The sequence below is a fragment of the Pseudomonas moraviensis subsp. stanleyae genome (assembly GCF_036283065.1).
GTDB classification, from domain to species: domain Bacteria; phylum Pseudomonadota; class Gammaproteobacteria; order Pseudomonadales; family Pseudomonadaceae; genus Aquipseudomonas; species Aquipseudomonas stanleyae.
This window is the reverse complement of the sequence record NZ_JAADJI010000001.1, coordinates 355,030-376,879: the sequence shown is the minus strand read 5'-3', so window position 1 is coordinate 376,879 and position 21,850 is coordinate 355,030. Positions and strand designations below refer to the sequence as shown.

The following is a 21,850-nucleotide window of genomic DNA, read 5'->3' as shown; positions in this document are numbered from 1 at the left end:
GGCGTCTTCGCTCGCTAGGTTTTCAGACTCCCTGTAAACTGCGCGGGTTTTCCGCCCCCCCATTCCACCGGAGCCGTCCATGTCCCGCGTTACCTTGAGTCGCTATTTGATTGAGCAGACCCGCAGCAACAACACTCCTGCCGATCTGCGCTTTTTGATCGAAGTGGTGGCGCGTGCCTGCAAGGAGATCAGCCACGCCGTGTCCAAAGGCGCCCTGGGTGGTGTTCTGGGCAGCATGGGCACCGAGAACGTGCAAGGCGAAGTGCAGAAGAAGCTCGACGTGCTGTCGAACGAGATCCTGCTCGAAGCCAACGAATGGGGCGGTCACCTGGCCGGCATGGCGTCCGAAGAAATGGACAACGCCTACCAGATCCCCGGCAAGTACCCGAAAGGCGCGTATCTGCTGGTGTTCGACCCACTGGACGGCTCGTCGAACATCGACATCAACGCCCCGGTCGGCACGATCTTCTCGGTACTGCGTTGCCCGAACGAATACCTCAGCCAGAACGAACCGCTGAACGAAAAAGCCTTCCTGCAGCCAGGCACCCAGCAAGTGGCCGCCGGTTATGCAATCTACGGCCCGCAGACCATGCTGGTGCTGACCTTGGGCGACGGCGTCAAAGGCTTCACCCTTGACCGTGAAATGGGCAGCTTCGTCCTGACTCACGAAGACATCACCATTCCTGAAACCACCCAGGAATTCGCCATCAACATGTCCAACCAGCGTCACTGGGAAGCCCCGGTGCAGCGCTATGTCGGCGAGCTGCTGGCCGGTGAAGAAGGCCCGTTGAAGAAAAACTACAACATGCGTTGGGTCGCGGCGATGGTTGCCGACGTACACCGCATCCTGACCCGTGGTGGCCTGTTCATGTACCCGCGCGACAGCCGCGAGCCGTCCAAACCGGGCAAGCTGCGCCTGATGTACGAAGCCAACCCGATGTCGTTCCTCGTCGAACAGGCCGGCGGCGCGTCCACCGATGGTCACCAGCGCATTCTCGACATCCAGCCTGACGGCCTGCACCAGCGCGTTGCGGTATTCCTTGGCTCGAAAGAAGAAGTCGCCCGCGCCACGGCCTACCACAAGGAATAAACCATGCACGTGCCCTGGCAGCCGTTGCTCGACTGGTGGTTCGGACACGCCGAATCACCGGACGAGATATCGGCTGACAAGGGCAAGTTGTGGTTCGGTAAGCGAAAAAGCCAGGACCTCGAAGCGCGCGAGCGTTTCGGGGTCTTTGTCGATCAGGCCCTGGCCGGTGAACTGACCGAGTGGACGCAACGTCCCGAAGGTTGGCTGGCGCTGGTGCTGTTGCTCGATCAACTGCCGCGCATGATCTATCGCGACACTCCCAAAGCATTTTCCGGCGATTTACGGGCGCAGAAGCTTGTCGCGCAGGGCGTTGCGGCAGATTTTGATCGGCAGTTGAAGCCGATTCAGCGCGTGTTCATTTATCTGGTGTTCGAACACTGCGAAAACCTCGCGGTGCAGAACGAGGCGGTTTCCAGATTTATCGAATTGGTGTCTGAACAGCCGGAGGCGGAGCGGGCGGTGTTTGCCGACAACCTGGATTATGCCGAGCGGCATCAGAAGGTGATTGCGCAGTTTGGAAGATTTCCGCACCGCAATGCGGTGTTGGGGCGGGAGTCTACGGCTGAGGAGTTGGAGTTTCTGTCCAGGCCCGGTTCAAGATTCTGAATCTTCAGTGCGGCTTATGCCGCTTTCGCGAGCAGGCTCGCTCCCACAATTCAATTGCATTCCACTGTGGGAGCGAGCCTGCTCGCGAAGAGGTCTGAGGCCGCAGCTTAAATCCTGAAGCTGCCGACCAACTGCTTCAACCGCGCCGCCTGCTGCTCAAGATCCGAACACGCGCGCAACGTCGCCTGCAAGTTCTCCACGCCTTCCTGATTCAGCGTGTTGATCTCGTTGATATCGACATTGATCGATTCGACCACGGCGGTCTGCTCTTCAGTGGCGGTCGCCACCGACTGGTTCATGCCGTCGATCTCGCCGATGCGCTGGGTCACGCTGCCCAGGCGCTCGCCGGCCTGGTTGGCGATGCCGACGCTGCTTTCGCTCTCGCGCTGGCTCTCGGTCATGATGGTCACTGCCTGGCGTGCGCCGACCTGCAGTTCTTCGATCATCTTCTGCACTTGCTGCGCCGAATCCTGGGTGCGATGCGCCAGATTGCGCACTTCGTCGGCGACCACGGCGAAACCGCGTCCGGCTTCACCGGCGCGCGCGGCTTCGATGGCGGCGTTGAGTGCGAGCAGGTTGGTCTGCTGGGAAATGCTGGTGATCACTTCCAGAATCTGGCCGATGTTCACCGTGTTGCTGTTCAGCGTTTCGATGTTGCCACAGGAGTCGCTGATCTTCGCCGACAGTTGCTGCATGGCCTGAATGGTTTTATCCACCACCTGCTGGCCATCGACCGCGAGGCTGCGCGCATCGCTGGAATGCTGCGAGGCGAGGGCGGCGTTCTGGGCGATTTCCTGGGCGGCGGCGCCGAGCTGATTGATCGCGGCGGCGACGCTGTTGGTGCGGCTGGCCTGCTGGTCGGAGTTGTACATCGACGAGTTCGAGGCGGCAACTACACGCAGGGCGACTTCGTTGACCTGGCCGGTGGCCGAAGACACTTCGCGGATCGACGTATGAATGCGCTCGACGAAGCGGTTGAACGAAGTGCCCAGTGCGCCGAATTCATCGTTGCCGTGGATCACCAGACGTTTGGTCAGGTCGCCTTCGCCTTCAGCGATGTCATGCATCGCGCGGCCCATGGTCAGCAGCGGCTGCATCAGCACGCGGATGAGCATGCCCAGCAGGCCGATGATGATCAGCACGGCGATGACCATGGCGATCAGCGCCGAGGTGCGGAATTCGCTGAGCATCGAGAACGCGGTGTCCTTGTCGAGCACCAGCGCCACGTACCAGTCCGCCGACGGCACGCCGTTGACGCGGGTGAAGGAAATCAACTGGGTCTTGCCGTCGAACTCGACTTCCTTCAGGCCCGGGCTGACTTTGGGCGCACCGTTCGGATAAGCCTCGGCGAGGGACTTGAGCACCAGTTTGCTGTCCGGGTGAATCAGGATCTTGCCTTCAGCGCTGACGATGAACGCGTGCCCGTGGCCGCCGAAATTCAGCGAGTTGATGATCGCGCTGACACTGGTCAGGTCGATATCGGCACCGGCGACGCCAAGCATCTGGCCTTGACGCTGCACCGGGGTGGCCACAGTGATCACCAGTTTGCCCGACGAAGCGGCGATGTACGGTTCGGTGACGATAGTCTGTTGCGCGCTGTTGGCCGCTTTGTACCAGCCGCGGGCACGCGGGTCATAGTCCGGCGCGCGGTTGCCGGCGGGCACGGAAAACATCACGCCGTCAGCGCCACCGAAGTAGCTGAGCTGGAAATTGCCGGTGTAGGCGGGCAGGTCGATGATGCGTTTGAGGCTGGCGGGTGCGTTGCCGTCGACGGCGACTTGCTGCGACAGCGATTGCAGCAGTTGGATGCGGCTTTCCAGCCAGGTCTGAATGTTGCTGGTGGTCAGGCTGCCGAGCTCCTGCATGGTCGCTTCGGTGCTGCTGCTCAATGCCTGACGCTGGCGATAGTCGTTGAAGAAGATGAAACAGGCGAACGCAACGGCCACCACAAGGGCAGCAGCCAGCAAGATTTTGTGGCTGAATTTCATGTTTCTGGTCATCGAATGAACTACCGCGAAGGGGCTGGTCAGGAAAGGGCGGCAATTTGCCATATTCGGCAGCGTTGCGCTGCTCTTATTTCGACAGCGGCGCGCCAAAGATTAGGCGCTTGCGTGGAAAGTCGACGAAATGCTCGACAGCTTCACAAAGTTTTTGATTTACCGAAAAAAGCCGGACGGGCGGGCTGATAAATAGGCGTTCGGCCACGGAACCAGATGACACTTTTCTCTTCTAAGCTTCTGGTTGGCACCATGCCATCCCCCCTCGTTCCAGGAGTTTCACCATGTCGCTGCGATCTATCGCCCTGCTATCGTTTTGCGTGCTGTTGGCCGCATGCAGCAAGGTCAATCAGGAAAACTACTCCAAGCTCTCGGCCGGCATGGCCAAGTCCGAAGTGGAAACCCTCCTCGGCAAGCCCACGGATTGCTCGGGCGCGCTCGGTATGTCCAGCTGCACCTGGGGCGACAAGAACAGCTTTATCAGCGTGCAATACGCCGGTGACAAAGTGCTGATGTTTTCCGGCCAAGGCCTGAAGTAAACCGGGGCTTCGCGCCCACGGAGAAAAAAATGAAGCGGTTATTGCTGATCCTTTTTGCTGGCCTGGTACTGGCTGGCTGCGCCACTTCCGGCGTCGACCCGTTGGCGCCCAAAACCGTCAACAGCGTCAATCTCAAGCGTTATCAGGGCACCTGGTATGAACTGGCGCGCTTGCCGATGTACTTCCAGCGCCACTGCGCGCAATCCGAAGCCCATTACACCCTCAAGCCGGACGGTAACGTCGGCGTGCTCAACCGTTGCCTGACCCCGCAGTGGCAGTGGGAAGAAGCCAAAGGCACGGCTTATCCACAGGTGCCGGGCAAGACCGACAAGCTCTGGGTCGAATTCGATAACTGGTTCTCGCGCCTGGTGCCGGGTGTGGCGAAGGGCGAGTACTGGGTGTTGTACGTCAGCGACGATTACAAGACCGCCATCGTCGGCGATCCGAGTCGCAAGTACCTGTGGCTGCTGTCACGCACGCCGACCGTTAACGGCGTAGTACGCGAAGAGCTGCTGAGCAAGGCGCGGCAGCAGGGTTACGACACCACACGCCTGATCTGGCGCGCGTCGGATCGGCAGATGGCCAAGACCTCCAATTAACCCCAAATGTGGGAGCGAGCCTGCTCGCGAAGAGGGCGTGTCAGTCGATATGAATGTTGACTGATACACCGCTTTCGCGAGCAGGTTCGCTCCCACAGTTTGTTTTGCGTCAGCCCAAGAGATCACGCAGTACCTGGGTGAACGCTCGGGCGCTTTGCTCTTCGCCAGCATGCCGGCCATCGCGCACCACCCACTGACCATTGACCAGCACATCGCGCACCTGGCGATCGCCGCCGGCAAACAACCAGCGATTCAGAATCCCGTCACCGCTGGCCGTCGCCAGATACGGATCGTTGCCATCCAGGACAATCCAGTCCGCGCGCTTGCCTACTTCCAGTGCACCAATCGGCTGCCCCAACGCCTGCGCGCCGCCATCCAGCGCTGCGTCGTACAACGTACGTCCGACCATCGGCTGATCCGCGCCATACAAGCGATTGCGCCGCTGATCACGCAGGCGCTGGCCATATTCCAGCCAGCGCAATTCTTCCACCACGCTCAGCGACACATGGCTGTCGGAGCCGATGCCCATGCGCCCGCCCTGGGCGAGAAAATCCACTGCCGGGAAAATCCCGTCACCCAGATTCGCTTCAGTGGTCAGACACAGCCCGGCGATCGCGCGACTGTTGGCCATCAACGTGACTTCTTCCGGATTGGCGTGGGTGGCGTGGACCAGGCACCAGCGCTGATCGACTTCGGTATGTTCATACAGCCATTGCAGCGGCCGCCGACCGCTCCAGCTCAGGCAGTCGTCGACTTCTTTCTGCTGTTCGGCGATGTGGATGTGCACCGGGATCTGCTTGTCACTGGCAGCCAACACTTCGCTGATCTGCTGCGGCGTCACCGCGCGCAGCGAGTGGAAACACAGGCCCAGCGATTGCCCCTTTTGCTGTGCCAGTAACGGCTGCAGACGCGCTTGCAGATTCAGATAGTTCTCGGTGCTGTTGATAAACCGGCGCTGGCCATCGTTCGGTATTTGGCCACCGAAACCGGAATGGCTGTAAAGCACCGGCAGCAGGGTCAGACCGATACCGCTTTCGCTGGCGGCCTGGCTGATGCGCGAGGCCAGTTCGGCCGGATCGGCATACGGCTGGCCGTTGCTGTCGTGGTGTACGTAGTGGAATTCAGCGACCGAGGTGTAACCGGCCTTGAGCATTTCGATGTACAGCTGACGGGCGATGATGCCGAGCTGATCCGGGCTGATTTTTCCGACGAGGCGATACATCAGATCGCGCCACGTCCAGAAACTGTCGTTAGGATTGCCAGCCACCTCGGCCAATCCAGCCATTGCGCGCTGGAAAGCATGGGAGTGCAGATTGGGCATCCCCGGCAGCAACGGCCCGTTCAGCCGTTCGGCGCCGTCTGCGCTGGAATCGGCCTGGATTCGGGTCAACATGCCATCGGCGCTGACCTCGAGACGTACATTGTTGGCCCATCCGTTAGGCTGCAGTGCGCGTTCGGCAAAGAAGGCGGACATCGTTCGGCACCCCTCGTGTGTTATTTGTATATACATATACAGACGTTTGCCTGCCCGGTAAACTCCGGCAAGCTAGTCACTTTCATCCAATGAACAGGGATCAACCGTGCCGACTCCGCCTCCAGTCTCTCCGTTGGCCGCGAACATGGGCGACAGTCCGGCGCCCTTGTACGCCCGCGTCAAACAGATGATCACCCAGCAGATCGACAGCGGTAACTGGCCGCCGCACTACCGCGTGCCGTCCGAAAGCGAACTGGTCAGCCAGCTCGGCTTCAGCCGCATGACCATCAACCGCGCCCTGCGCGAGATGACCGCCGATGGTCTGCTGGTGCGCATGCAAGGCGTCGGCACCTTTGTCGCCGAACCGAAGAGCCAGTCCGCGCTGTTCGAAGTGCACAACATCGCCGACGAAATCGCCTCGCGCGGCCATCGCCACACCTGCCAGGTCATCACCCTCGAGGAAGAGGCCGCCGGCTCCGAGCGCGCGCTGGCGCTGGACATGCGCGAAGGGCAGAAAGTCTTCCATTCCTTGATCGTGCATTACGAAAACGACATTCCGGTGCAAATCGAAGACCGTTTCGTCAACGCCCTGGTCGCCCCGGAATACCTCAAGCAGGATTTCACCCTGCAAACACCTTATGCCTATCTCAACCAGGTCGCGCCGCTGACCGAAGGCGAGCACGTGGTCGAAGCGATACTCGCCGAGCCGTCCGAATGCAAGTTGCTGCAGATCGAAAAGGGCGAGCCATGCTTGCTGATCCGTCGGCGGACCTGGTCGGGGCGTCAGCCGGTGACCGCTGCGCGTTTGATCCATCCGGGTTCCCGTCATCGCTTGGAAGGGCGTTTCCATAAATGAATGCAATCAAGGTTTTACGCGCCGAAGGTTACCCGCGCATGCCGTGGAAAAACGGCGGCGGCAGCACCGAGGAAATTACTCGTGATGCGGGCGCTGGCCTGGACGGTTTCGGCTGGCGTCTGTCGATTGCCGACATCGCCGAGTCGGGCGGTTTTTCGACATTCGCCGGTTACCAGCGAGTGATTACGGTGTTGCAGGGTGATGGCATGACCCTGTGCGTTGACGGTGACGATACCCGCCCACTGTTACCCCTCGACCCGTTTGCCTTCAGCGGCGAGAGTCAGGTGTCCTGCACGTTGCTCGGCGGTGCGATTCGCGACTTCAATCTCATCTACGCGCCACAACGTTACAGCGCGCGATTGCAGTGGCTGGACGGTGAACAGCGGTTTTTCAGCTCGGCATCGACGGTGCTGGTGTTCAGTGTCAGTGAGTTGCTGCAAGTGCAAGTCGGTGAAACCGCATATCAACTCGGTCGCCATGATTGTCTGCAACTGGACGGTAACGCCGGACTGGTTGAAGTCGCCACCAATGCCGCTTGCTGCGTCATCGAACTCCTCCAGAACTGAACACAATCCCCCTGTGGCGAGGGAGCTTGCTCCCGCTGGAGGCCGAAGGACTCCCAATTCCGGTAAATACCGATTTGGGGCCGCTTCGCAGCCCAGCGGGAGCAAGCTCCCTCGCCACAATTGCATTCACACTTCCTGTTTCCATCCTCGCACCAACTTGTTACCGAACGCCCCAGTGTGGCGCAAAACCTCGCTTTCGCAACAATCCCCAACCGCTTCCATTGATACCCTCGAAATATTTCATCCACGCCAGAACCCTTGTTTCTGGCGCTCTCCAGCCTCGCCCATGGTTTTTCTTGAACACCGCTCCAACAAGTTGGCCGTTTGATTGCATATGCTTGTATGTACAAGTAAAGACGTATGCGTATGAGTCGTCCGAGACTCTCCGCAGCGTCCACTGATTCGCTTGTCGCGCAGAAAAGCGCGCAGGCTGCTGCCCACTGCCAGGGTTGGTTTGAATTGATCGCTGAGGAGTCTTTTTCGTGACTGACAATACCCAGAACAGCAACAAGTTTCGTGACGTGCAGATTCGCGCCGCCCGCGGTAACACACTGACCGCCAAGAGCTGGCTGACCGAAGCGCCGCTGCGCATGTTGATGAACAACCTCGATCCGGAAGTCGCCGAGAACCCGAAAGAACTGGTGGTCTACGGTGGCATCGGTCGCGCCGCGCGCAACTGGGAGTGCTACGACAAGATCGTCGAGAGCCTGACCAACCTGAATGACGACGAAACCCTGCTGGTGCAATCGGGTAAGCCGGTCGGCGTATTCAAGACTCATAGCAATGCGCCGCGCGTGCTGATCGCCAACTCCAACCTGGTGCCGCACTGGGCGAGCTGGGAACACTTCAACGAACTCGACGCCAAAGGCCTGGCCATGTACGGCCAGATGACCGCCGGCAGCTGGATCTACATCGGCAGCCAGGGCATCGTTCAGGGCACCTACGAAACCTTCGTTGAAGCCGGTCGCCAGCATTACAACGCTGACCTCAAGGGGCGCTGGGTGTTGACCGCAGGCCTCGGTGGCATGGGTGGCGCACAACCGCTGGCCGCCACCCTGGCCGGTGCCTGCTCGCTGAACATCGAATGCCAGCAGGTCAGCATCGATTTCCGCCTGAAAAGCCGTTACGTCGATGAGCAAGCCAAGGACCTCGACGACGCTCTGGCGCGCATCGACAAGTACACCAGGGAAGGCAAGGCAATCTCCATCGCCCTGCTCGGCAATGCTGCCGAAATTCTCCCGGAACTGGTCAAGCGTGGCGTGCGCCCGGACATGGTCACCGACCAGACCAGCGCCCACGACCCGCTCAACGGCTACTTGCCGGCCGGCTGGAGCTGGGACGAATACCGCGCCCGCGCCAAGACCGAACCGGCAGCCGTGATCAAAGCCGCCAAGCAGTCGATGGCAGTGCATGTCAAAGCCATGCTGGAATTCCAGAAGCAGGGCATCCCGACCTTCGACTACGGCAACAATATCCGTCAGATGGCGCAGGAAGAAGGCGTCGAAAACGCTTTCGATTTCCCGGGCTTCGTACCGGCCTACATCCGTCCGCTGTTCTGCCGTGGCATCGGCCCGTTCCGTTGGGCGGCGCTGTCGGGTGATCCGCAGGACATCTATAAAACCGACGCCAAGGTCAAAGAGCTGATCCCGGATGACGCGCATCTGCACAACTGGCTGGACATGGCCCGCGAGCGCATCAGCTTCCAGGGTCTGCCGGCACGTATCTGCTGGGTCGGTCTGGGCCAACGCGCCAGGCTCGGTCTGGCGTTCAACGAAATGGTCCGTAGCGGTGAGCTGTCGGCACCGGTGGTGATCGGTCGCGACCACCTCGATTCCGGCTCGGTCGCCAGTCCCAACCGCGAAACCGAATCGATGCAGGACGGTTCCGACGCCGTGTCCGACTGGCCACTGCTCAACGCACTGCTGAACACCGCGAGCGGCGCGACCTGGGTCTCCTTGCACCATGGCGGCGGTGTCGGCATGGGCTTCTCGCAGCATTCGGGGATGGTGATCGTCTGCGACGGTACCGACGAAGCCGCCGAGCGCATCGCCCGCGTGCTGCACAACGACCCGGCCACCGGCGTCATGCGCCATGCCGATGCCGGTTACCAGATCGCGATCGACTGCGCGAAAGAGCAGGGGCTGAATCTGCCGATGGTCACCGGTAAATAACGCAAAGCACTGTAGGAGCTGCCGAAGGCTGCGATCTTTTTATGTTGATTTTTAAGATCAAGAGATCGCAGCCTCGTTTCACTCGACAGCTCCTACAAGTGTGCGAACCAACCCAAATAACAATCCACAGAGGTTGAATCATGGCGGTTAACAACGAACGTGCAGGCAGTACTCCGTTGATCGAAAGGCGTTCGATCGACTACATCCCGGAAGCGGAAAGACACGGTCGTCTGTTCAGTCAGTTCACCCTGTGGATGGGCGCCAACCTGCAGATTACTGCGATCGTCACCGGGGCCTTGGCCGTGGTGCTCGGCGGTGATGTGTTCTGGTCGTTGATCGGTTTGTTGATCGGTCAGTTGCTCGGCGGTGGCGTGATGGCGCTGCATGCCGCGCAAGGCCCGAAACTGGGCCTGCCGCAGATGATCTCCAGTCGCGTGCAGTTCGGCGTTTACGGCGCGGCGATTCCGATCGTCCTGGTGTGCCTGATGTACCTCGGCTTCACCGCCACCGGGACGGTGCTGTCCGGGCAGGCGCTGGGGCAGCTGTTCAACGTCAGCGACAGCGTTGGCATTCTGATTTTCGCCAGTGTCATCGTGCTGGTTACGGTGCTTGGCTATCGGGTGATTCACTGGATTGGCCGCGTCGCCAGTGCCATTGGCGTGATCGCTTTCGTGTTCCTGTTCTGGCGGCTGATGAGCCAGACCGACGTCGGCGCACTCCTGCAAATCCGTCACTTCAGCTGGAGCAGTTTTCTCCTCGCGGTGTCGCTGGCAGCGTCCTGGCAGATCGCCTTCGGCCCGTACGTGGCGGACTACTCGCGCTACCTGCCGAGCGCTACTTCATCGGTGAAAACCTTTTTCGCCGCTGGCGCAGGCTCGGTGATCGGCGCGCAAGTGGCGATGATCCTCGGCGTGTTCGCCGCCGCTTCGGCCAACGGTCAATTCGCTGGTCATGAAGTCGCCTACATCGTCGGCCTCGGCGGCACCGGCGCTACCGCCGCGCTGCTGTATTTCAGCATTGCGTTCGGCAAGGTGACTATTTCGACGCTGAACTCCTACGGCAGCTTCATGTGCATTGCGACCATCATCAGTGGCTTCAAAGGACACCTGACGGTTACCCGTATGCAGCGGCTGGTGTTCGTGCTGTTCATCGTCGGCGCGGCGACGCTGATTGCCCTGCTCGGGCAGCACTCGTTCCTCGGTGCGTTCAAGTCGTTCATCCTGTTTCTGCTCGCCTTCTTCACCCCGTGGAGCGCGATCAATCTGGTCGACTATTACTGCATCACCCGCGAGCGTTACGACGTACCGGCGCTGGCCGATCCGAACGGTCGCTACGGCCGTTGGAACCTGCTCGGCATCAGCGTCTATGTATTCGGCGTGCTGGTGCAGCTGCCATTCATCTCGACCAAGTTCTATACCGGGCCGCTGGTGGCCGCTCTGGGTGATGTCGACATTTCCTGGATCATTGGCCTGGTGCTGCCGGCCGCCGTCTATTACTTCTGCGCGAAAAAATGGCACAGCGCAGTGCCCGATCAGCTGATTCTGCCGGTCGAGCAGAACAGCGTCGTACAAGCAAAAACCAGCGGGACCGGTCGCGCTGCGGCGCAGGCCTGATCTGGACGTGGACCAGGCTGGATGCCTCTTGAACTGCCGTAAGCCCATTCATGATTAGGAGCGTCACGACAATGAAATCGAACAAGACCCTGCTGACCACATTGCTGTCCATGGGCCTGTTGGCCAGTGCCGGTGCGACGCAAGCCGCCGGCTGGTGCGAATCGGGCAAACCGGTGAAATTCGCCGGGCTGAACTGGGAAAGCGGCATGCTTCTGACCGACGTGCTGCAAGTGGTGCTGGAGAAAGGTTACGGCTGCAAGACCGACAGCCTGCCGGGCAATTCCATCACCATGGAAAACGCCCTGAGCAGCAACGACATTCAAGTGTTCGCCGAAGAGTGGGTCGGCCGCAGCGAGGTCTGGAACAAGGCCGAGAAGGCCGGCAAGGTCGTCGGTGTCGGCGCGCCGGTAGTGGGCGCTGTCGAAGGCTGGTACGTGCCGCGTTACGTGATCGAAGGCGATGCCAAGCGCAAGCTCGAGGCGAAAGCCCCGGACCTGAAAAACATCGCTGATCTGGGCAAGTATTCCGCCGTGTTCAAGGATGCCGAAGAGCCGTCCAAGGGCCGCTTCTACAATTGCCCGGCCGGCTGGACCTGCGAGCTCGACAACAGCGAGATGCTCAAGAGCTACGGCCTGGAAAACAGCTACACCAACTTCCGCCCGGGCACCGGCCCTGCGCTGGATGCGGCGGTGCTGTCGAGCTACAAGCGGGGCGAGCCGATCCTCTTCTACTACTGGTCGCCAACGCCGCTGATGGGCCAGATCGACGCGGTCAAACTCGAAGAGAAACCGGGCGTCGACAAGACCGTGACCATCAAGGTCGGCCTGTCGAAAACTTTCCACGACGAAGCCCCGGAACTGGTCGCCGTGCTGGAGAAGGTCAACCTGCCGATCGAGCTGCTCAACCAGAACCTCGGGCGCATGGCCAAGGAACGCATCGAGTCGGCAAAACTGGCGAAAATCTTCCTCAAGGAACATCCTGAAGTCTGGCACGCATGGGTGAGCGACGACGCAGCCAGGAAAATCGACGCGGCCTTGTAGGTCAGGTTTCCCCGGCTGCCAGCCACGGCAGCCGGACGCTTGATCGCAACCCCTTGATTGAGAGTCCCTTATGTTTCCCGAAAGCTTTACTTTTTCCATCGCCGACTGGGTCAACGGTTGGGTCGATTCGCTGGTCACCAACTACGGCGACGTGTTCCGTCACATCTCCGACACGCTGCTGTGGGCCATCGTCAGTCTCGAAGGTCTGCTGCGTGCGGCGCCGTGGTGGCTGATGCTGGCAATCGTCGGCGTAATCGCCTGGCACGCCACGCGTAAAGTGGTAACCACCGCAGTGATTGTCGGTTTGTTATTTCTGGTGGGCGCGGTTGGCCTCTGGGACAAACTCATGCAGACCCTGGCGCTGATGATGGTCGCGACGATCATTTCGGTGCTGATCGGCATCCCGCTGGGGATTCTCTCGGCGCGCAGCAATCGCCTGCGTTCGGTGCTGATGCCGCTGCTCGACATCATGCAGACCATGCCGAGTTTCGTGTACCTGATTCCGGTGCTGATGCTGTTCGGCCTGGGCAAGGTGCCGGCGATTTTCGCCACGGTGATCTACGCCGCGCCACCGCTGATTCGCCTGACTGATCTGGGCATTCGCCAGGTCGACGGCGAAGTCATGGAGGCGATCAACGCCTTCGGCGCCAACCGCTGGCAGCAACTGTTCGGCGTGCAACTGCCGCTGGCGCTGCCGAGCATCATGGCTGGCATCAACCAGACCACGATGATGGCCCTGTCGATGGTGGTCATCGCTTCGATGATCGGCGCCCGTGGCCTCGGTGAAGACGTGCTGGTGGGCATTCAGACCCTCAACGTCGGTCGTGGCCTCGAAGCCGGGCTGGCGATCGTGATTCTCGCGGTGGTCATCGACCGCATCACTCAAGCGTACGGTCGGCCACGCCACGAGGTGAGCAAATGAGCAACGCAAGCGTGAGCAAGATCGAAGTGCGCAACGTCTTCAAGATTTTCGGCAACCGCGCCAAGGATGCGCTGGCCATGGTCGGCCAGGGCAAGAGCAAGGATCAGGTGCTGAGCGAAACCGGTTGCGTGGTCGGCGTGAATGACTTGTCCCTGAGCATCGGTACCGGCGAGATCTTCGTGATCATGGGCCTGTCCGGCTCGGGCAAATCCACCCTGGTGCGCCACTTCAATCGCCTGATCGATCCGACCAGCGGGGCGATTCTGGTCGATGGCGAGGACATCCTGCAGTACGACATGGAAGCGCTGCGCGAATTTCGCCGGCACAAGATCAGCATGGTGTTCCAGAGCTTCGGCCTGCTGCCGCACAAGACCGTGCTCGATAACGTCGCCTACGGTCTGAAAGTGCGTGGCGAGAGCAAGCAGGTCTGCGCCGAACGCGCGCTGCACTGGATCAACACCGTCGGCCTCAAAGGCTACGAAAACAAATACCCGCACCAGCTCTCCGGCGGCATGCGTCAGCGCGTCGGCCTCGCCCGGGCGTTGGCGGCGGACACCGACATCATCCTCATGGACGAAGCGTTCAGTGCGCTGGACCCGCTGATCCGCGCCGAGATGCAGGACCAGTTGCTCGAACTGCAGAAGACCCTGCACAAGACCATCGTCTTCATCACCCACGACCTCGACGAAGCCGTGCGCATCGGCAATCGCATCGCGATTCTCAAGGATGGCCGGTTGATTCAGGTCGGTACGCCACGGGAAATCCTGCATTCGCCGGCCGATGAGTATGTCGACCGGTTCGTGCAGCGGCGGGCGGCGGTGGTTTAGAGAGATTCGCGGTGAGACAGCTTTTGTGGCGAGGGAGCTTGCTCCCGCTCGAGCGCGCAGCGGTCGCAGACTTTTGGGCCTGCTTCGCAGTCCAGCGGGAGCAAGCTCCCTCGCCACAGGAATTCATGCAGCAACAGAATTTGTATGAGGCTTCAGATGTACCAGGCTGAAAAAATCATCATCACCGGCGCGCCTCTGCGTTGGCAGGACGTGGTCGCGGTCGCCCGTCACGGCGCGCCGCTGGAACTGTCCAGCGAGACCTGGGCGCGCATCGACAACGCTCAGGCCATCGTCCAGCGCATCGTCGCCAGCGGCGAGCGCGCCTATGGCGTCAACACCGGTCTCGGCGGTCTGTCCAACGTCTCGCTGCAGGACGAACAGCTCAGCCAGCTCTCGCGCAACACCTTGCTCAGCCACGCTTGCGGTGTCGGCCCGGTGCTCGGCGATGAGCAGACCCGCGCCATCATCTGCGCCGCGATCCACAACTACAGCCACGGCAAATCCGGCCTGCATCGGCGCGTGGTCGAGGGCCTGCTGGCGCTGCTCAATCGCGGCATCACCCCGCAAGTGCCGTCGCAGGGTTCGGTGGGGTACCTGACGCACATGGCGCACGTCGGCATCGCGCTGCTTGGCGTTGGCAATGTCAGCTATCGCGGGCAGATCATGCCGGCACAGCAGGCGTTGGCTGCAGAGGATTTGAAGCCTGTGCAATTGGGCGCGAAGGACGGTTTGTGTCTGGTCAACGGCACGCCGTGCATGACCGGCCTCAGCTGTCTGGCGATCGCCGATGCCACGCGCCTGCTGCAATGGGCCGATGTCATCGGTGCGATGAGTTTCGAAGCCCAGCGTGGCCAGATCGATGCCTTCGATGCCGAGATCATCGCGCTCAAGCCGCATCCGGGCATGCAGCAGGTCGGCAACAATCTGCGTGCATTGCTCGATGGCAGTGAAGTAATTGCGTCGAGCAAAGGCATTCGTACTCAGGACGCGCTGAGCATCCGTTCGATCCCACAAGTGCACGGCGCTGCGCGTGATCAACTTGAGCACGCAATCAAACAGGTCGAAGCCGAACTCAACGGCTGCACCGACAATCCGCTGCTGCTGGGCACGCCGGACGATTTCCGGGTGATGTCGCAGGCCAACCCGCACGGCCAGTCGGTGGCGATGGCCGCCGATCTGCTGGCGATTGCCATGGCTGAAATCGGCTCGATTGCCGAGCGTCGTCTCGACCGTTTGGTGAATCCGCACGTCAGCGGCTTGCCGGCGTTTCTGGTGGCCAATCCCGGGGTCAACTCGGGGATGATGATCGTGCAATACGTCGCCGCTTCGCTGTGTGCGGAAAACCGCCAGTTGGCGCAACCGGCGGTGCTGGACAACTACATCACCTCGGGCCTGCAGGAAGATCACCTGAGCATGGGCACCAACGCCGCGCTGAAGCTGCACCGCGCCCTGGAAAACTGCACGCAGATCCTCGCGATTGAATATCTGCTGGCGGCGCAGGCGTTTGAATTCCTCAAGGAACAGCGCTTTGGCGTGGGCACTGACCGCGCGTGGAAACTGCTGCGCGAAACGGTCCCCGCCTACGATCAGGATCGCTGGCTGGCGCCGGATATCGCTGCCGCTGCGACCGTATTGAAAGACCCGAATCTGCCGCACAACGTTCTACCGAATTTGCACTGACAACTACCCATACCAGCGTGCCAAGGCGTGGATCGTTCACAAGACGAGAAACGACGGATAACGGAATGCTCCGGAGCGACTGGTAGTTAATAACAATGCCTAACAGGAGCATTTTAATGACTGCGCTGAACCTGATCCCCGGCCAGCTGAGCCTGGCCCAACTGCGTGACGTCTACCAGCATCCGGTCACCTTGACCCTCGACAACAGCGCCAGCGCGCAGATCGAGGCCAGCGTCGCCTGCGTCGAGCAGATCCTCGCCGAGAACCGCACCGCCTATGGCATCAACACCGGTTTCGGCCTGCTGGCCTCGACGCGCATCGCCAGCGAAGACCTGGAAAACCTCCAGCGTTCGCTGGTGCTTTCCCACGCTGCCGGCGTCGGCCAGCCGATCAGCGACGACCTTGTGCGACTGATCATGGTGCTCAAGGTCAACAGCCTCAGCCGCGGTTTCTCTGGCGTTCGCCGGCAGGTGATCGATGCGCTGATTGCGCTGATCAATGCCGAGGTCTATCCGCACATTCCGCTGAAAGGTTCGGTCGGCGCATCGGGCGATCTGGCGCCGTTGGCGCACATGTCGCTGGTGCTGCTCGGCGAGGGCAAGGCGCGCTACAAGGGCGAATGGCTGGAGGCGACCGAGGCGCTGAAAGTCGCCGGCCTGACGCCGCTGACGTTAGCGGCGAAAGAAGGTCTGGCGCTGCTCAACGGCACTCAGGTTTCCACAGCGTTCGCGCTGCGCGGTCTGTTCGAAGGTGAAGACTTGTTCGCCGGTGCCTTGGCGCTGGGCAGTCTCACCGTAGAAGCCGTGCTCGGTTCGCGCTCGCCGTTCGACGCACGCATTCATGCCGCGCGTGGGCAGAAAGGGCAGATCGACGCCGCTGCGGCTTATCGCGATTTGCTCGGTGAGCGCAGCGAAGTCTCCGCCTCGCACCAGAACTGCGACAAGGTTCAGGACCCGTACTCGCTGCGTTGCCAGCCGCAAGTCATGGGCGCCTGCCTGACCCAGTTCCGGCAGGCCGCTGAAGTACTGGCGGTGGAAGCCAACGCGGTTTCCGACAATCCTTTGGTGTTCGCTGCTGAAGGCGACGTGATTTCCGGCGGCAATTTCCACGCCGAACCGGTGGCCATGGCCGCTGACAACATGGCCCTGGCCATCGCTGAAATCGGCTCGCTGAGCGAGCGCCGCATCTCGCTGATGATGGACAAGCACATGTCGCAACTGCCGCCGTTCCTCGTCGCCAACGGCGGGGTGAATTCCGGTTTCATGATCGCCCAGGTCACCGCTGCGGCTCTGGCCAGCGAGAACAAGGCGTTGTCCCACCCGCATTCGGTGGACAGCCTGCCGACCTCGGCCAACCAGGAAGACCACGTGTCGATGGCCCCGGCCGCCGGCAAGCGTCTGTGGGAAATGGCCGAGAACACCCGCGGGATTCTCGCCGTGGAATGGCTGGCGGCGGTGCAGGGCCTGGATCTGCGCAACGGCCTGAAGACCTCGCCGAAGCTGGAACAGGCGCGGGCGATCCTGCGCAGGGAAGTGCCGTTTTATGAGAAGGACCGGTTTTTTGCGCCGGATATCAATGCGGCGACTGAATTGCTGGCTTCGCGGTGTTTGACCGAGCTGGTTTCGGCGAAATTGCTGCCTAGTTTGTAAGTGGGTTTTCAGGGGGAGCTTTGTTGTGACTGACATCGATCCCCCTCACCCCAGCCCTCTCCCCCAAGGGGGAGAGGGGGAAGGGAGCCGATCTTCATTCTTTTCGCAATGTGAGTTCGGCTCAGAAATTTCAGGTCGGCGTATCTCGAAAGAACAACCCGGTCAGTCCCCTCTCCCTCCGGGAGAGGGCTAGGGTGAGGGGCTTTTGAGGCGGCTCACCATACCAATCCAAACGGAGGCCAACAGTGAAAACCCTCTGGCAACACTGCCACGTCGCAACCATGGCCAACGGCGTCTATTCGATCATCGAGGATGCCGCGATCGTGACGTCCGGCACGCTGATCGAGTGGATCGGCCCGCGCACTCAACTGCCGTCCGGCGAATACCCGGCGGTCAATGACCTGCAAGACGCGTGGGTCACGCCCGGGCTGATCGATTGCCACACCCATACCGTGTTCGGCGGCAATCGCAGCGGCGAGTTCGAGCAGCGTCTGCAAGGCGTCAGCTACGCCGAGATCGCCGCGCAGGGCGGCGGCATCGCCAGCACCGTGCGCGCCACTCGCGAGGCCACTGAGGACGAGTTGTTCGCCAGCGCCGCCAAACGCCTGAAAAGCCTGATGCGCGACGGCGTGACCACGGTCGAAATGAAGTCCGGCTACGGTCTCGATCTGGCCAACGAGCGCAAGCTTCTGCGAGTCATCCGGCGCCTGGCCGAAGAGCTGCCGATCAGCGTGCGCAGCACTTGCCTGGCGGCGCACGCGTTGCCGCCGGAGTACAAGGATCGCGCCGACGATTACATCGATCTGGTCTGCAGCGAGATGCTCCCGGCGCTCGCCGCCGAAGGTCTGGTGGATGCCGTGGATGCGTTCTGCGAATACCTGGCGTTCTCGCCGGAACAGGTCGAGCGGGTGTTCGTCGCCGCGCAGCAGCTCGGCCTGCCGGTAAAGCTGCACGCCGAGCAATTGTCCTCGCTGCACGGCTCGAGCCTCGCCGCACGCTATAAGGCGTTGTCCGCCGATCACCTGGAATTCATGGACGAGGAGGACGCCATCGCCATGGCCGCCGCCGGCACCGTCGCGGTCCTGCTGCCTGGCGCGTTCTACTTCCTGCGCGAGACCCAATTGCCGCCGATGGAAGCGCTGCGCAAGCACAAGGTGAAGATCGCCATCGCCAGTGACCTCAACCCCGGCACCTCGCCGGCACTGTCGTTGCGCCTGATGCTGAACATGGCCTGCACCTGTTTCCGCATGACACCGGAAGAAGCCCTGGCCGGGGCAACCATTCATGCCGCGCAGGCGCTGGGCATGGCTGACACCCACGGCTCGCTGGAAGTCGGCAAGGTCGCCGACTTTGTCGCATGGGACATCGAGCGTCCGGCGGATCTGGCCTATTGGCTCGGGGGCGATCTGGACAAGCGCGTCGTGCGTCACGGCGTTGAATCGAATTTTTAGGAGGGCGGTTGTGGACAAGGTTCTGAATTTCAAACAAGGCCGCGTGCCGTTGCTGATCAGCATGCCCCACGCCGGTGTGCGTCTGACCCCGGCGGTCGAAGCCGGGTTGATCCCCGCCGCGAGAAGCCTGCCGGACACCGACTGGCATATCCCGCTGCTCTATGATTTTGCCGAAGAACTGGGCGCCAGCACTCTGGCCGCCGAGTATTCGCGCTTCGTCATCGACCTCAACCGGCCGTCCGACGACAAGCCGTTGTACGCAGGGGCGACCACGGGGTTGTATCCGGCGACGTTGTTCGACGGCATTGCGTTGTTTCAGGAGGGGCTGGAGCCTTCGCAGCAAGAACGCGCGACTTATTTGCAGCAGATCTGGACGCCATACCATCGCACTTTGCAGGAAGAGCTGGCGCGGCTGAAGGCTGAATTTGGCTACGCACTGCTGTTCGATGCGCACTCGATCCGTTCGATCATCCCGCACCTGTTCGACGGCAAACTGCCGGACTTCAACCTCGGCACGTTCAATGGCGCCAGTTGTGATCCGCAACTGGCGAGTCAACTGGAAGCGATCTGCGCCGGCCACGAGCAGTTCACTCACGTGCTCAACGGTCGCTTCAAGGGCGGCCACATCACCCGCCAGTACGGCGACCCGGCGCAGGACATCCACGCCGTGCAGCTGGAATTGTGCCAGTCCACCTACATGGAAGAGTTCGAACCGTTCCGCTACCGCGCCGATCTGGCCGAGCCGACGCGGGTGGTGCTCAGGGAATTGCTGCAGGGCTATCTGGCCTGGGCAAAATCTCACTACAGCGCATAACCCCTGTGGGAGCGAGCCTGCTCGCGAAGACCTCCGTTCAGCCGACAACTCGGCCGAATGACACACCGCGTTCGCGAGCGGGCTCGCTCCCACAGGATTGCGTTCAGCCCGTGAGGGTGATGGCTGACAAACGGTGACAGCGCACAGGCATGCTCATTGACGCAAATCGGGTTTATGATGCCCAACGGCAGAATAATACGAGTCCCCCCAGGGATGACCTCGACCCCTTACGGAGCGCGCAATGCAGACTTTGTTTCCGCAGATCAAACCCCACGCCCGGCACGATCTGGCTGTCGATGACACCCATACGCTGTACGTCGATGAAAGCGGCTCGCCGGAGGGTTTGCCGGTGGTGTTCATCCACGGTGGCCCCGGCGCCGGTTGCGACGCCCAGAGCCGGCGCTATTTCGATCCCAATCTGTATCGCATCGTCACCTTCGACCAGCGCGGCTGCGGTCGCTCCACGCCGCATGCCAGCCTGGAAAACAACACCACCTGGGATCTGGTCGAGGATCTGGAGCGCATCCGCAAACACCTGGGCATCGAGAAATGGGTGCTGTTTGGCGGCTCCTGGGGCTCGACCCTGGCACTGGCCTACGCGCAAACCCACCCGGAGCGGGTGCATGGTCTGATTCTGCGCGGGATCTTTCTCTGCCGTCCGCAGGAAATCGAATGGTTCTACCAGGCCGGCGCCAGCCGTCTGTTTCCCGATTACTGGCAGGACTACATCGCGCCGATCCCGCTGGACGAGCGCGACGACCTGCTCAACGCTTTCCACAAACGCCTGATCGGCAACGACCAGATCGCCCAGATGCACGCGGCAAAGGCGTGGTCGACCTGGGAAGGGCGCACCGCGACCCTGCGGCCGAATCCGCTGGTGGTCGATCGTTTCTCCGAGCCGCAGCGCGCACTGTCGATCGCGCGGATCGAATGCCACTACTTCACCAACAACGCCTTCCTTGAACCTAACCAGCTGATCCGCGACATGGGCAAGATTGCCCATCTGCCCGGGGTGATCATTCACGGTCGCTACGACGTGATCTGCCCGCTCGACAATGCCTGGGAGTTGCACCAGGCGTGGCCGAACAGCGAATTGCAGGTGATCCGCGATGCCGGCCACGCCGCGTCCGAGCCGGGCATCACCGATGCGCTGGTGCGCGCGGCAAGCAAAATGGCCCAGCGCCTGCTCGACCTGCCGCTCGAAGAAGCATGAAGGCGCTGCTACAGCGCGTACGCGGTGCGCGGGTGGAAGTCGCCGGCGAAATAGTCGGCGCGGTCGATCAGGGTTTGCTTGTGCTGGTGGCGGTAGAACCCGACGACACGCGTACCAGCGCCGACAAACTTCTGCATAAGCTGCTTAACTATCGGGTATTCAGTGACGCCGAGGGCAAGATGAATCTGTCATTGGCGGATGTGGGCGGCGGGTTGCTGCTGGTCTCGCAGTTCACCCTCGCCGCCGACACCAAAAGCGGCCTGCGTCCGAGCTTTTCCACGGCCGCACCGCCGGCACTGGGTGAGGAATTGTTCGACTATTTATTGAGCCAGGCGAAACAGGTGCATGGCACTGTGGCATCAGGTAGATTCGGCGCCGATATGCAGGTGCACCTGGTCAACGATGGCCCGGTTACCTTTTTGTTACAGACCTGACGGTGCCTGAAACACCTTTTTCGGTAATTTCGGCTGTTTTTAGGCTGTTTTCGCGATAAATACTTTGTTACCCCTGATGCGTTGTCATCCGGGCTACTAGATAATCGCGCGCTGCGGGGATCGACATTCGTTGATCCGTTTTGACTTAGGTAGAGACTTGTCTGGATCCGATTGGGGAATCATTTTGCCCCGGCGGAGTCGGAACAATGCTCGCCAACTTGGCAAGGGTGCCCTGAAAGGTCGGTTTTTTACTGCCGAAAACCCTACAGGCACTTCATCTGGCCGTTGGTTTATTGATCTGTTTTCGGC

General features: G+C 61.1%; 19 protein-coding genes. 17 read left to right on the top strand and 2 right to left on the bottom strand.

The window, feature by feature from the left end; translation table 11 throughout:
• The first annotated feature begins 79 nt into the window (after positions 1–79).
• The gene (locus tag GXB78_RS01540) at positions 80–1,090 is read left to right on the top strand and encodes a class 1 fructose-bisphosphatase (protein ID WP_329513870.1); all 1,011 of its coding nucleotides are present in this window, start codon (positions 80–82) and stop codon (positions 1,088–1,090) included.
• A gap of 3 nt (positions 1,091–1,093) precedes the next feature.
• The gene (locus GXB78_RS01535) at positions 1,094–1,696 is read left to right on the top strand and encodes a DUF924 family protein (protein WP_329513869.1); all 603 of its coding nucleotides are present in this window, start codon (positions 1,094–1,096) and stop codon (positions 1,694–1,696) included.
• A 107-nt stretch (positions 1,697–1,803) separates the two neighbouring features.
• Here the strand turns inward: GXB78_RS01535 and GXB78_RS01530 are convergent, their stop codons facing one another.
• A complete protein-coding gene (locus tag GXB78_RS01530) occupies positions 1,804–3,696 on the bottom strand; it encodes a methyl-accepting chemotaxis protein (protein ID WP_329513868.1) in 1,893 nt (630 codons plus the stop codon).
• Between the two features lie 281 nt (positions 3,697–3,977).
• Here GXB78_RS01530 and GXB78_RS01525 point away from each other — a divergent pair, with 281 nt between their 5' ends.
• Together GXB78_RS01525 and GXB78_RS01520 are read left to right on the top strand one after the other, a co-directional pair.
• On the top strand, positions 3,978–4,232 hold the full coding sequence (locus GXB78_RS01525; RefSeq protein ID WP_016772095.1) for a hypothetical protein: 255 nt from the start codon (positions 3,978–3,980) through the stop codon (positions 4,230–4,232).
• 29 nt (positions 4,233–4,261) lie between these two features.
• Positions 4,262–4,831 carry a lipocalin family protein gene (locus GXB78_RS01520; protein WP_329513867.1) on the top strand — a complete coding sequence of 190 codons (570 nt, stop codon included), beginning with the start codon at positions 4,262–4,264 and terminating at the stop codon, positions 4,829–4,831.
• A gap of 109 nt (positions 4,832–4,940) precedes the next feature.
• Here the strand turns inward: GXB78_RS01520 and GXB78_RS01515 are convergent, their stop codons facing one another.
• The gene (locus tag GXB78_RS01515) at positions 4,941–6,305 is read right to left on the bottom strand and encodes a formimidoylglutamate deiminase (RefSeq protein ID WP_329513866.1); all 1,365 of its coding nucleotides are present in this window, start codon (positions 6,303–6,305) and stop codon (positions 4,941–4,943) included.
• A gap of 145 nt (positions 6,306–6,450) precedes the next feature.
• Here GXB78_RS01515 and hutC point away from each other — a divergent pair, with 145 nt between their 5' ends.
• From hutC to dtd, 13 genes are all read left to right on the top strand, one after another.
• Positions 6,451–7,161 (top strand): histidine utilization repressor, encoded by a 711-nt coding sequence (hutC, locus tag GXB78_RS01510; protein ID WP_162803449.1) that lies wholly within the window; start codon positions 6,451–6,453, stop codon positions 7,159–7,161.
• On the top strand, positions 7,158–7,727 hold the full coding sequence (locus tag GXB78_RS01505; protein ID WP_329513865.1) for a HutD/Ves family protein: 570 nt from the start codon (positions 7,158–7,160) through the stop codon (positions 7,725–7,727). Before hutC ends, GXB78_RS01505 begins: the two co-directional genes overlap by 4 nt.
• Positions 7,728–8,209: 482 nt before the next feature.
• Complete coding sequence (gene hutU, locus GXB78_RS01500) at positions 8,210–9,898, top strand: urocanate hydratase (protein ID WP_329513864.1); 1,689 nt, start codon at positions 8,210–8,212, stop codon at positions 9,896–9,898.
• 140 nt (positions 9,899–10,038) lie between these two features.
• Complete coding sequence (locus GXB78_RS01495) at positions 10,039–11,511, top strand: purine-cytosine permease family protein (protein WP_329513863.1); 1,473 nt, start codon at positions 10,039–10,041, stop codon at positions 11,509–11,511.
• A 71-nt stretch (positions 11,512–11,582) separates the two neighbouring features.
• On the top strand, positions 11,583–12,551 hold the full coding sequence (locus GXB78_RS01490; protein ID WP_329513862.1) for an ABC transporter substrate-binding protein: 969 nt from the start codon (positions 11,583–11,585) through the stop codon (positions 12,549–12,551).
• A gap of 70 nt (positions 12,552–12,621) precedes the next feature.
• Positions 12,622–13,473, top strand: a complete 852-nt coding sequence (locus GXB78_RS01485) for an ABC transporter permease (protein WP_016772087.1) — start codon at positions 12,622–12,624, stop codon at positions 13,471–13,473.
• Positions 13,470–14,300, top strand: coding sequence for a quaternary amine ABC transporter ATP-binding protein (locus GXB78_RS01480; protein WP_329513861.1), 831 nt, complete (start codon positions 13,470–13,472; stop codon positions 14,298–14,300). Before GXB78_RS01485 ends, GXB78_RS01480 begins: the two co-directional genes overlap by 4 nt.
• A gap of 156 nt (positions 14,301–14,456) precedes the next feature.
• The gene (gene hutH, locus GXB78_RS01475) at positions 14,457–15,980 is read left to right on the top strand and encodes a histidine ammonia-lyase (protein ID WP_329513860.1); all 1,524 of its coding nucleotides are present in this window, start codon (positions 14,457–14,459) and stop codon (positions 15,978–15,980) included.
• A gap of 116 nt (positions 15,981–16,096) precedes the next feature.
• On the top strand, positions 16,097–17,629 hold the full coding sequence (gene hutH / locus GXB78_RS01470) for a histidine ammonia-lyase (protein ID WP_329513859.1): 1,533 nt from the start codon (positions 16,097–16,099) through the stop codon (positions 17,627–17,629).
• Between the two features lie 245 nt (positions 17,630–17,874).
• On the top strand, positions 17,875–19,080 hold the full coding sequence (gene hutI / locus GXB78_RS01465; RefSeq protein WP_329513858.1) for an imidazolonepropionase: 1,206 nt from the start codon (positions 17,875–17,877) through the stop codon (positions 19,078–19,080).
• Positions 19,081–19,090: 10 nt separating this feature from the next.
• On the top strand, positions 19,091–19,894 hold the full coding sequence (gene hutG / locus GXB78_RS01460) for an N-formylglutamate deformylase (RefSeq protein ID WP_329513857.1): 804 nt from the start codon (positions 19,091–19,093) through the stop codon (positions 19,892–19,894).
• A 241-nt stretch (positions 19,895–20,135) separates the two neighbouring features.
• Positions 20,136–21,107, top strand: coding sequence for a prolyl aminopeptidase (gene pip, locus GXB78_RS01455; protein ID WP_024011249.1), 972 nt, complete (start codon positions 20,136–20,138; stop codon positions 21,105–21,107).
• Positions 21,104–21,541 carry a D-aminoacyl-tRNA deacylase gene (gene dtd, locus GXB78_RS01450; protein ID WP_329513856.1) on the top strand — a complete coding sequence of 146 codons (438 nt, stop codon included), beginning with the start codon at positions 21,104–21,106 and terminating at the stop codon, positions 21,539–21,541. Before pip ends, dtd begins: the two co-directional genes overlap by 4 nt.
• The last annotated feature ends 309 nt before the right edge of the window (positions 21,542–21,850 follow it).

What these genes read in the sequence shown, in the direction of transcription:
- GXB78_RS01540 (WP_329513870.1), top strand. Translation starts at nt 80, where the DNA reads ATGTCCCGCGTTACCTTGAGTCGCTATTTGATTGAGCAGACCCGCAGC.
- GXB78_RS01535 (WP_329513869.1), top strand. Translation starts at nt 1,094, where the DNA reads ATGCACGTGCCCTGGCAGCCGTTGCTCGACTGGTGGTTCGGACACGCC.
- GXB78_RS01530 (WP_329513868.1), bottom strand. Translation starts at nt 3,696, where the DNA reads ATGACCAGAAACATGAAATTCAGCCACAAAATCTTGCTGGCTGCTGCC.
- GXB78_RS01525 (WP_016772095.1), top strand. Translation starts at nt 3,978, where the DNA reads ATGTCGCTGCGATCTATCGCCCTGCTATCGTTTTGCGTGCTGTTGGCC.
- GXB78_RS01520 (WP_329513867.1), top strand. Translation starts at nt 4,262, where the DNA reads ATGAAGCGGTTATTGCTGATCCTTTTTGCTGGCCTGGTACTGGCTGGC.
- GXB78_RS01515 (WP_329513866.1), bottom strand. Translation starts at nt 6,305, where the DNA reads ATGTCCGCCTTCTTTGCCGAACGCGCACTGCAGCCTAACGGATGGGCC.
- hutC (WP_162803449.1), top strand. Translation starts at nt 6,451, where the DNA reads ATGGGCGACAGTCCGGCGCCCTTGTACGCCCGCGTCAAACAGATGATC.
- GXB78_RS01505 (WP_329513865.1), top strand. Translation starts at nt 7,158, where the DNA reads ATGAATGCAATCAAGGTTTTACGCGCCGAAGGTTACCCGCGCATGCCG.
- GXB78_RS01495 (WP_329513863.1), top strand. Translation starts at nt 10,039, where the DNA reads ATGGCGGTTAACAACGAACGTGCAGGCAGTACTCCGTTGATCGAAAGG.
- GXB78_RS01490 (WP_329513862.1), top strand. Translation starts at nt 11,583, where the DNA reads ATGAAATCGAACAAGACCCTGCTGACCACATTGCTGTCCATGGGCCTG.
- GXB78_RS01485 (WP_016772087.1), top strand. Translation starts at nt 12,622, where the DNA reads ATGTTTCCCGAAAGCTTTACTTTTTCCATCGCCGACTGGGTCAACGGT.
- GXB78_RS01480 (WP_329513861.1), top strand. Translation starts at nt 13,470, where the DNA reads ATGAGCAACGCAAGCGTGAGCAAGATCGAAGTGCGCAACGTCTTCAAG.
- hutH (WP_329513860.1), top strand. Translation starts at nt 14,457, where the DNA reads ATGTACCAGGCTGAAAAAATCATCATCACCGGCGCGCCTCTGCGTTGG.
- hutH (WP_329513859.1), top strand. Translation starts at nt 16,097, where the DNA reads ATGACTGCGCTGAACCTGATCCCCGGCCAGCTGAGCCTGGCCCAACTG.
- pip (WP_024011249.1), top strand. Translation starts at nt 20,136, where the DNA reads ATGCAGACTTTGTTTCCGCAGATCAAACCCCACGCCCGGCACGATCTG.
- dtd (WP_329513856.1), top strand. Translation starts at nt 21,104, where the DNA reads ATGAAGGCGCTGCTACAGCGCGTACGCGGTGCGCGGGTGGAAGTCGCC.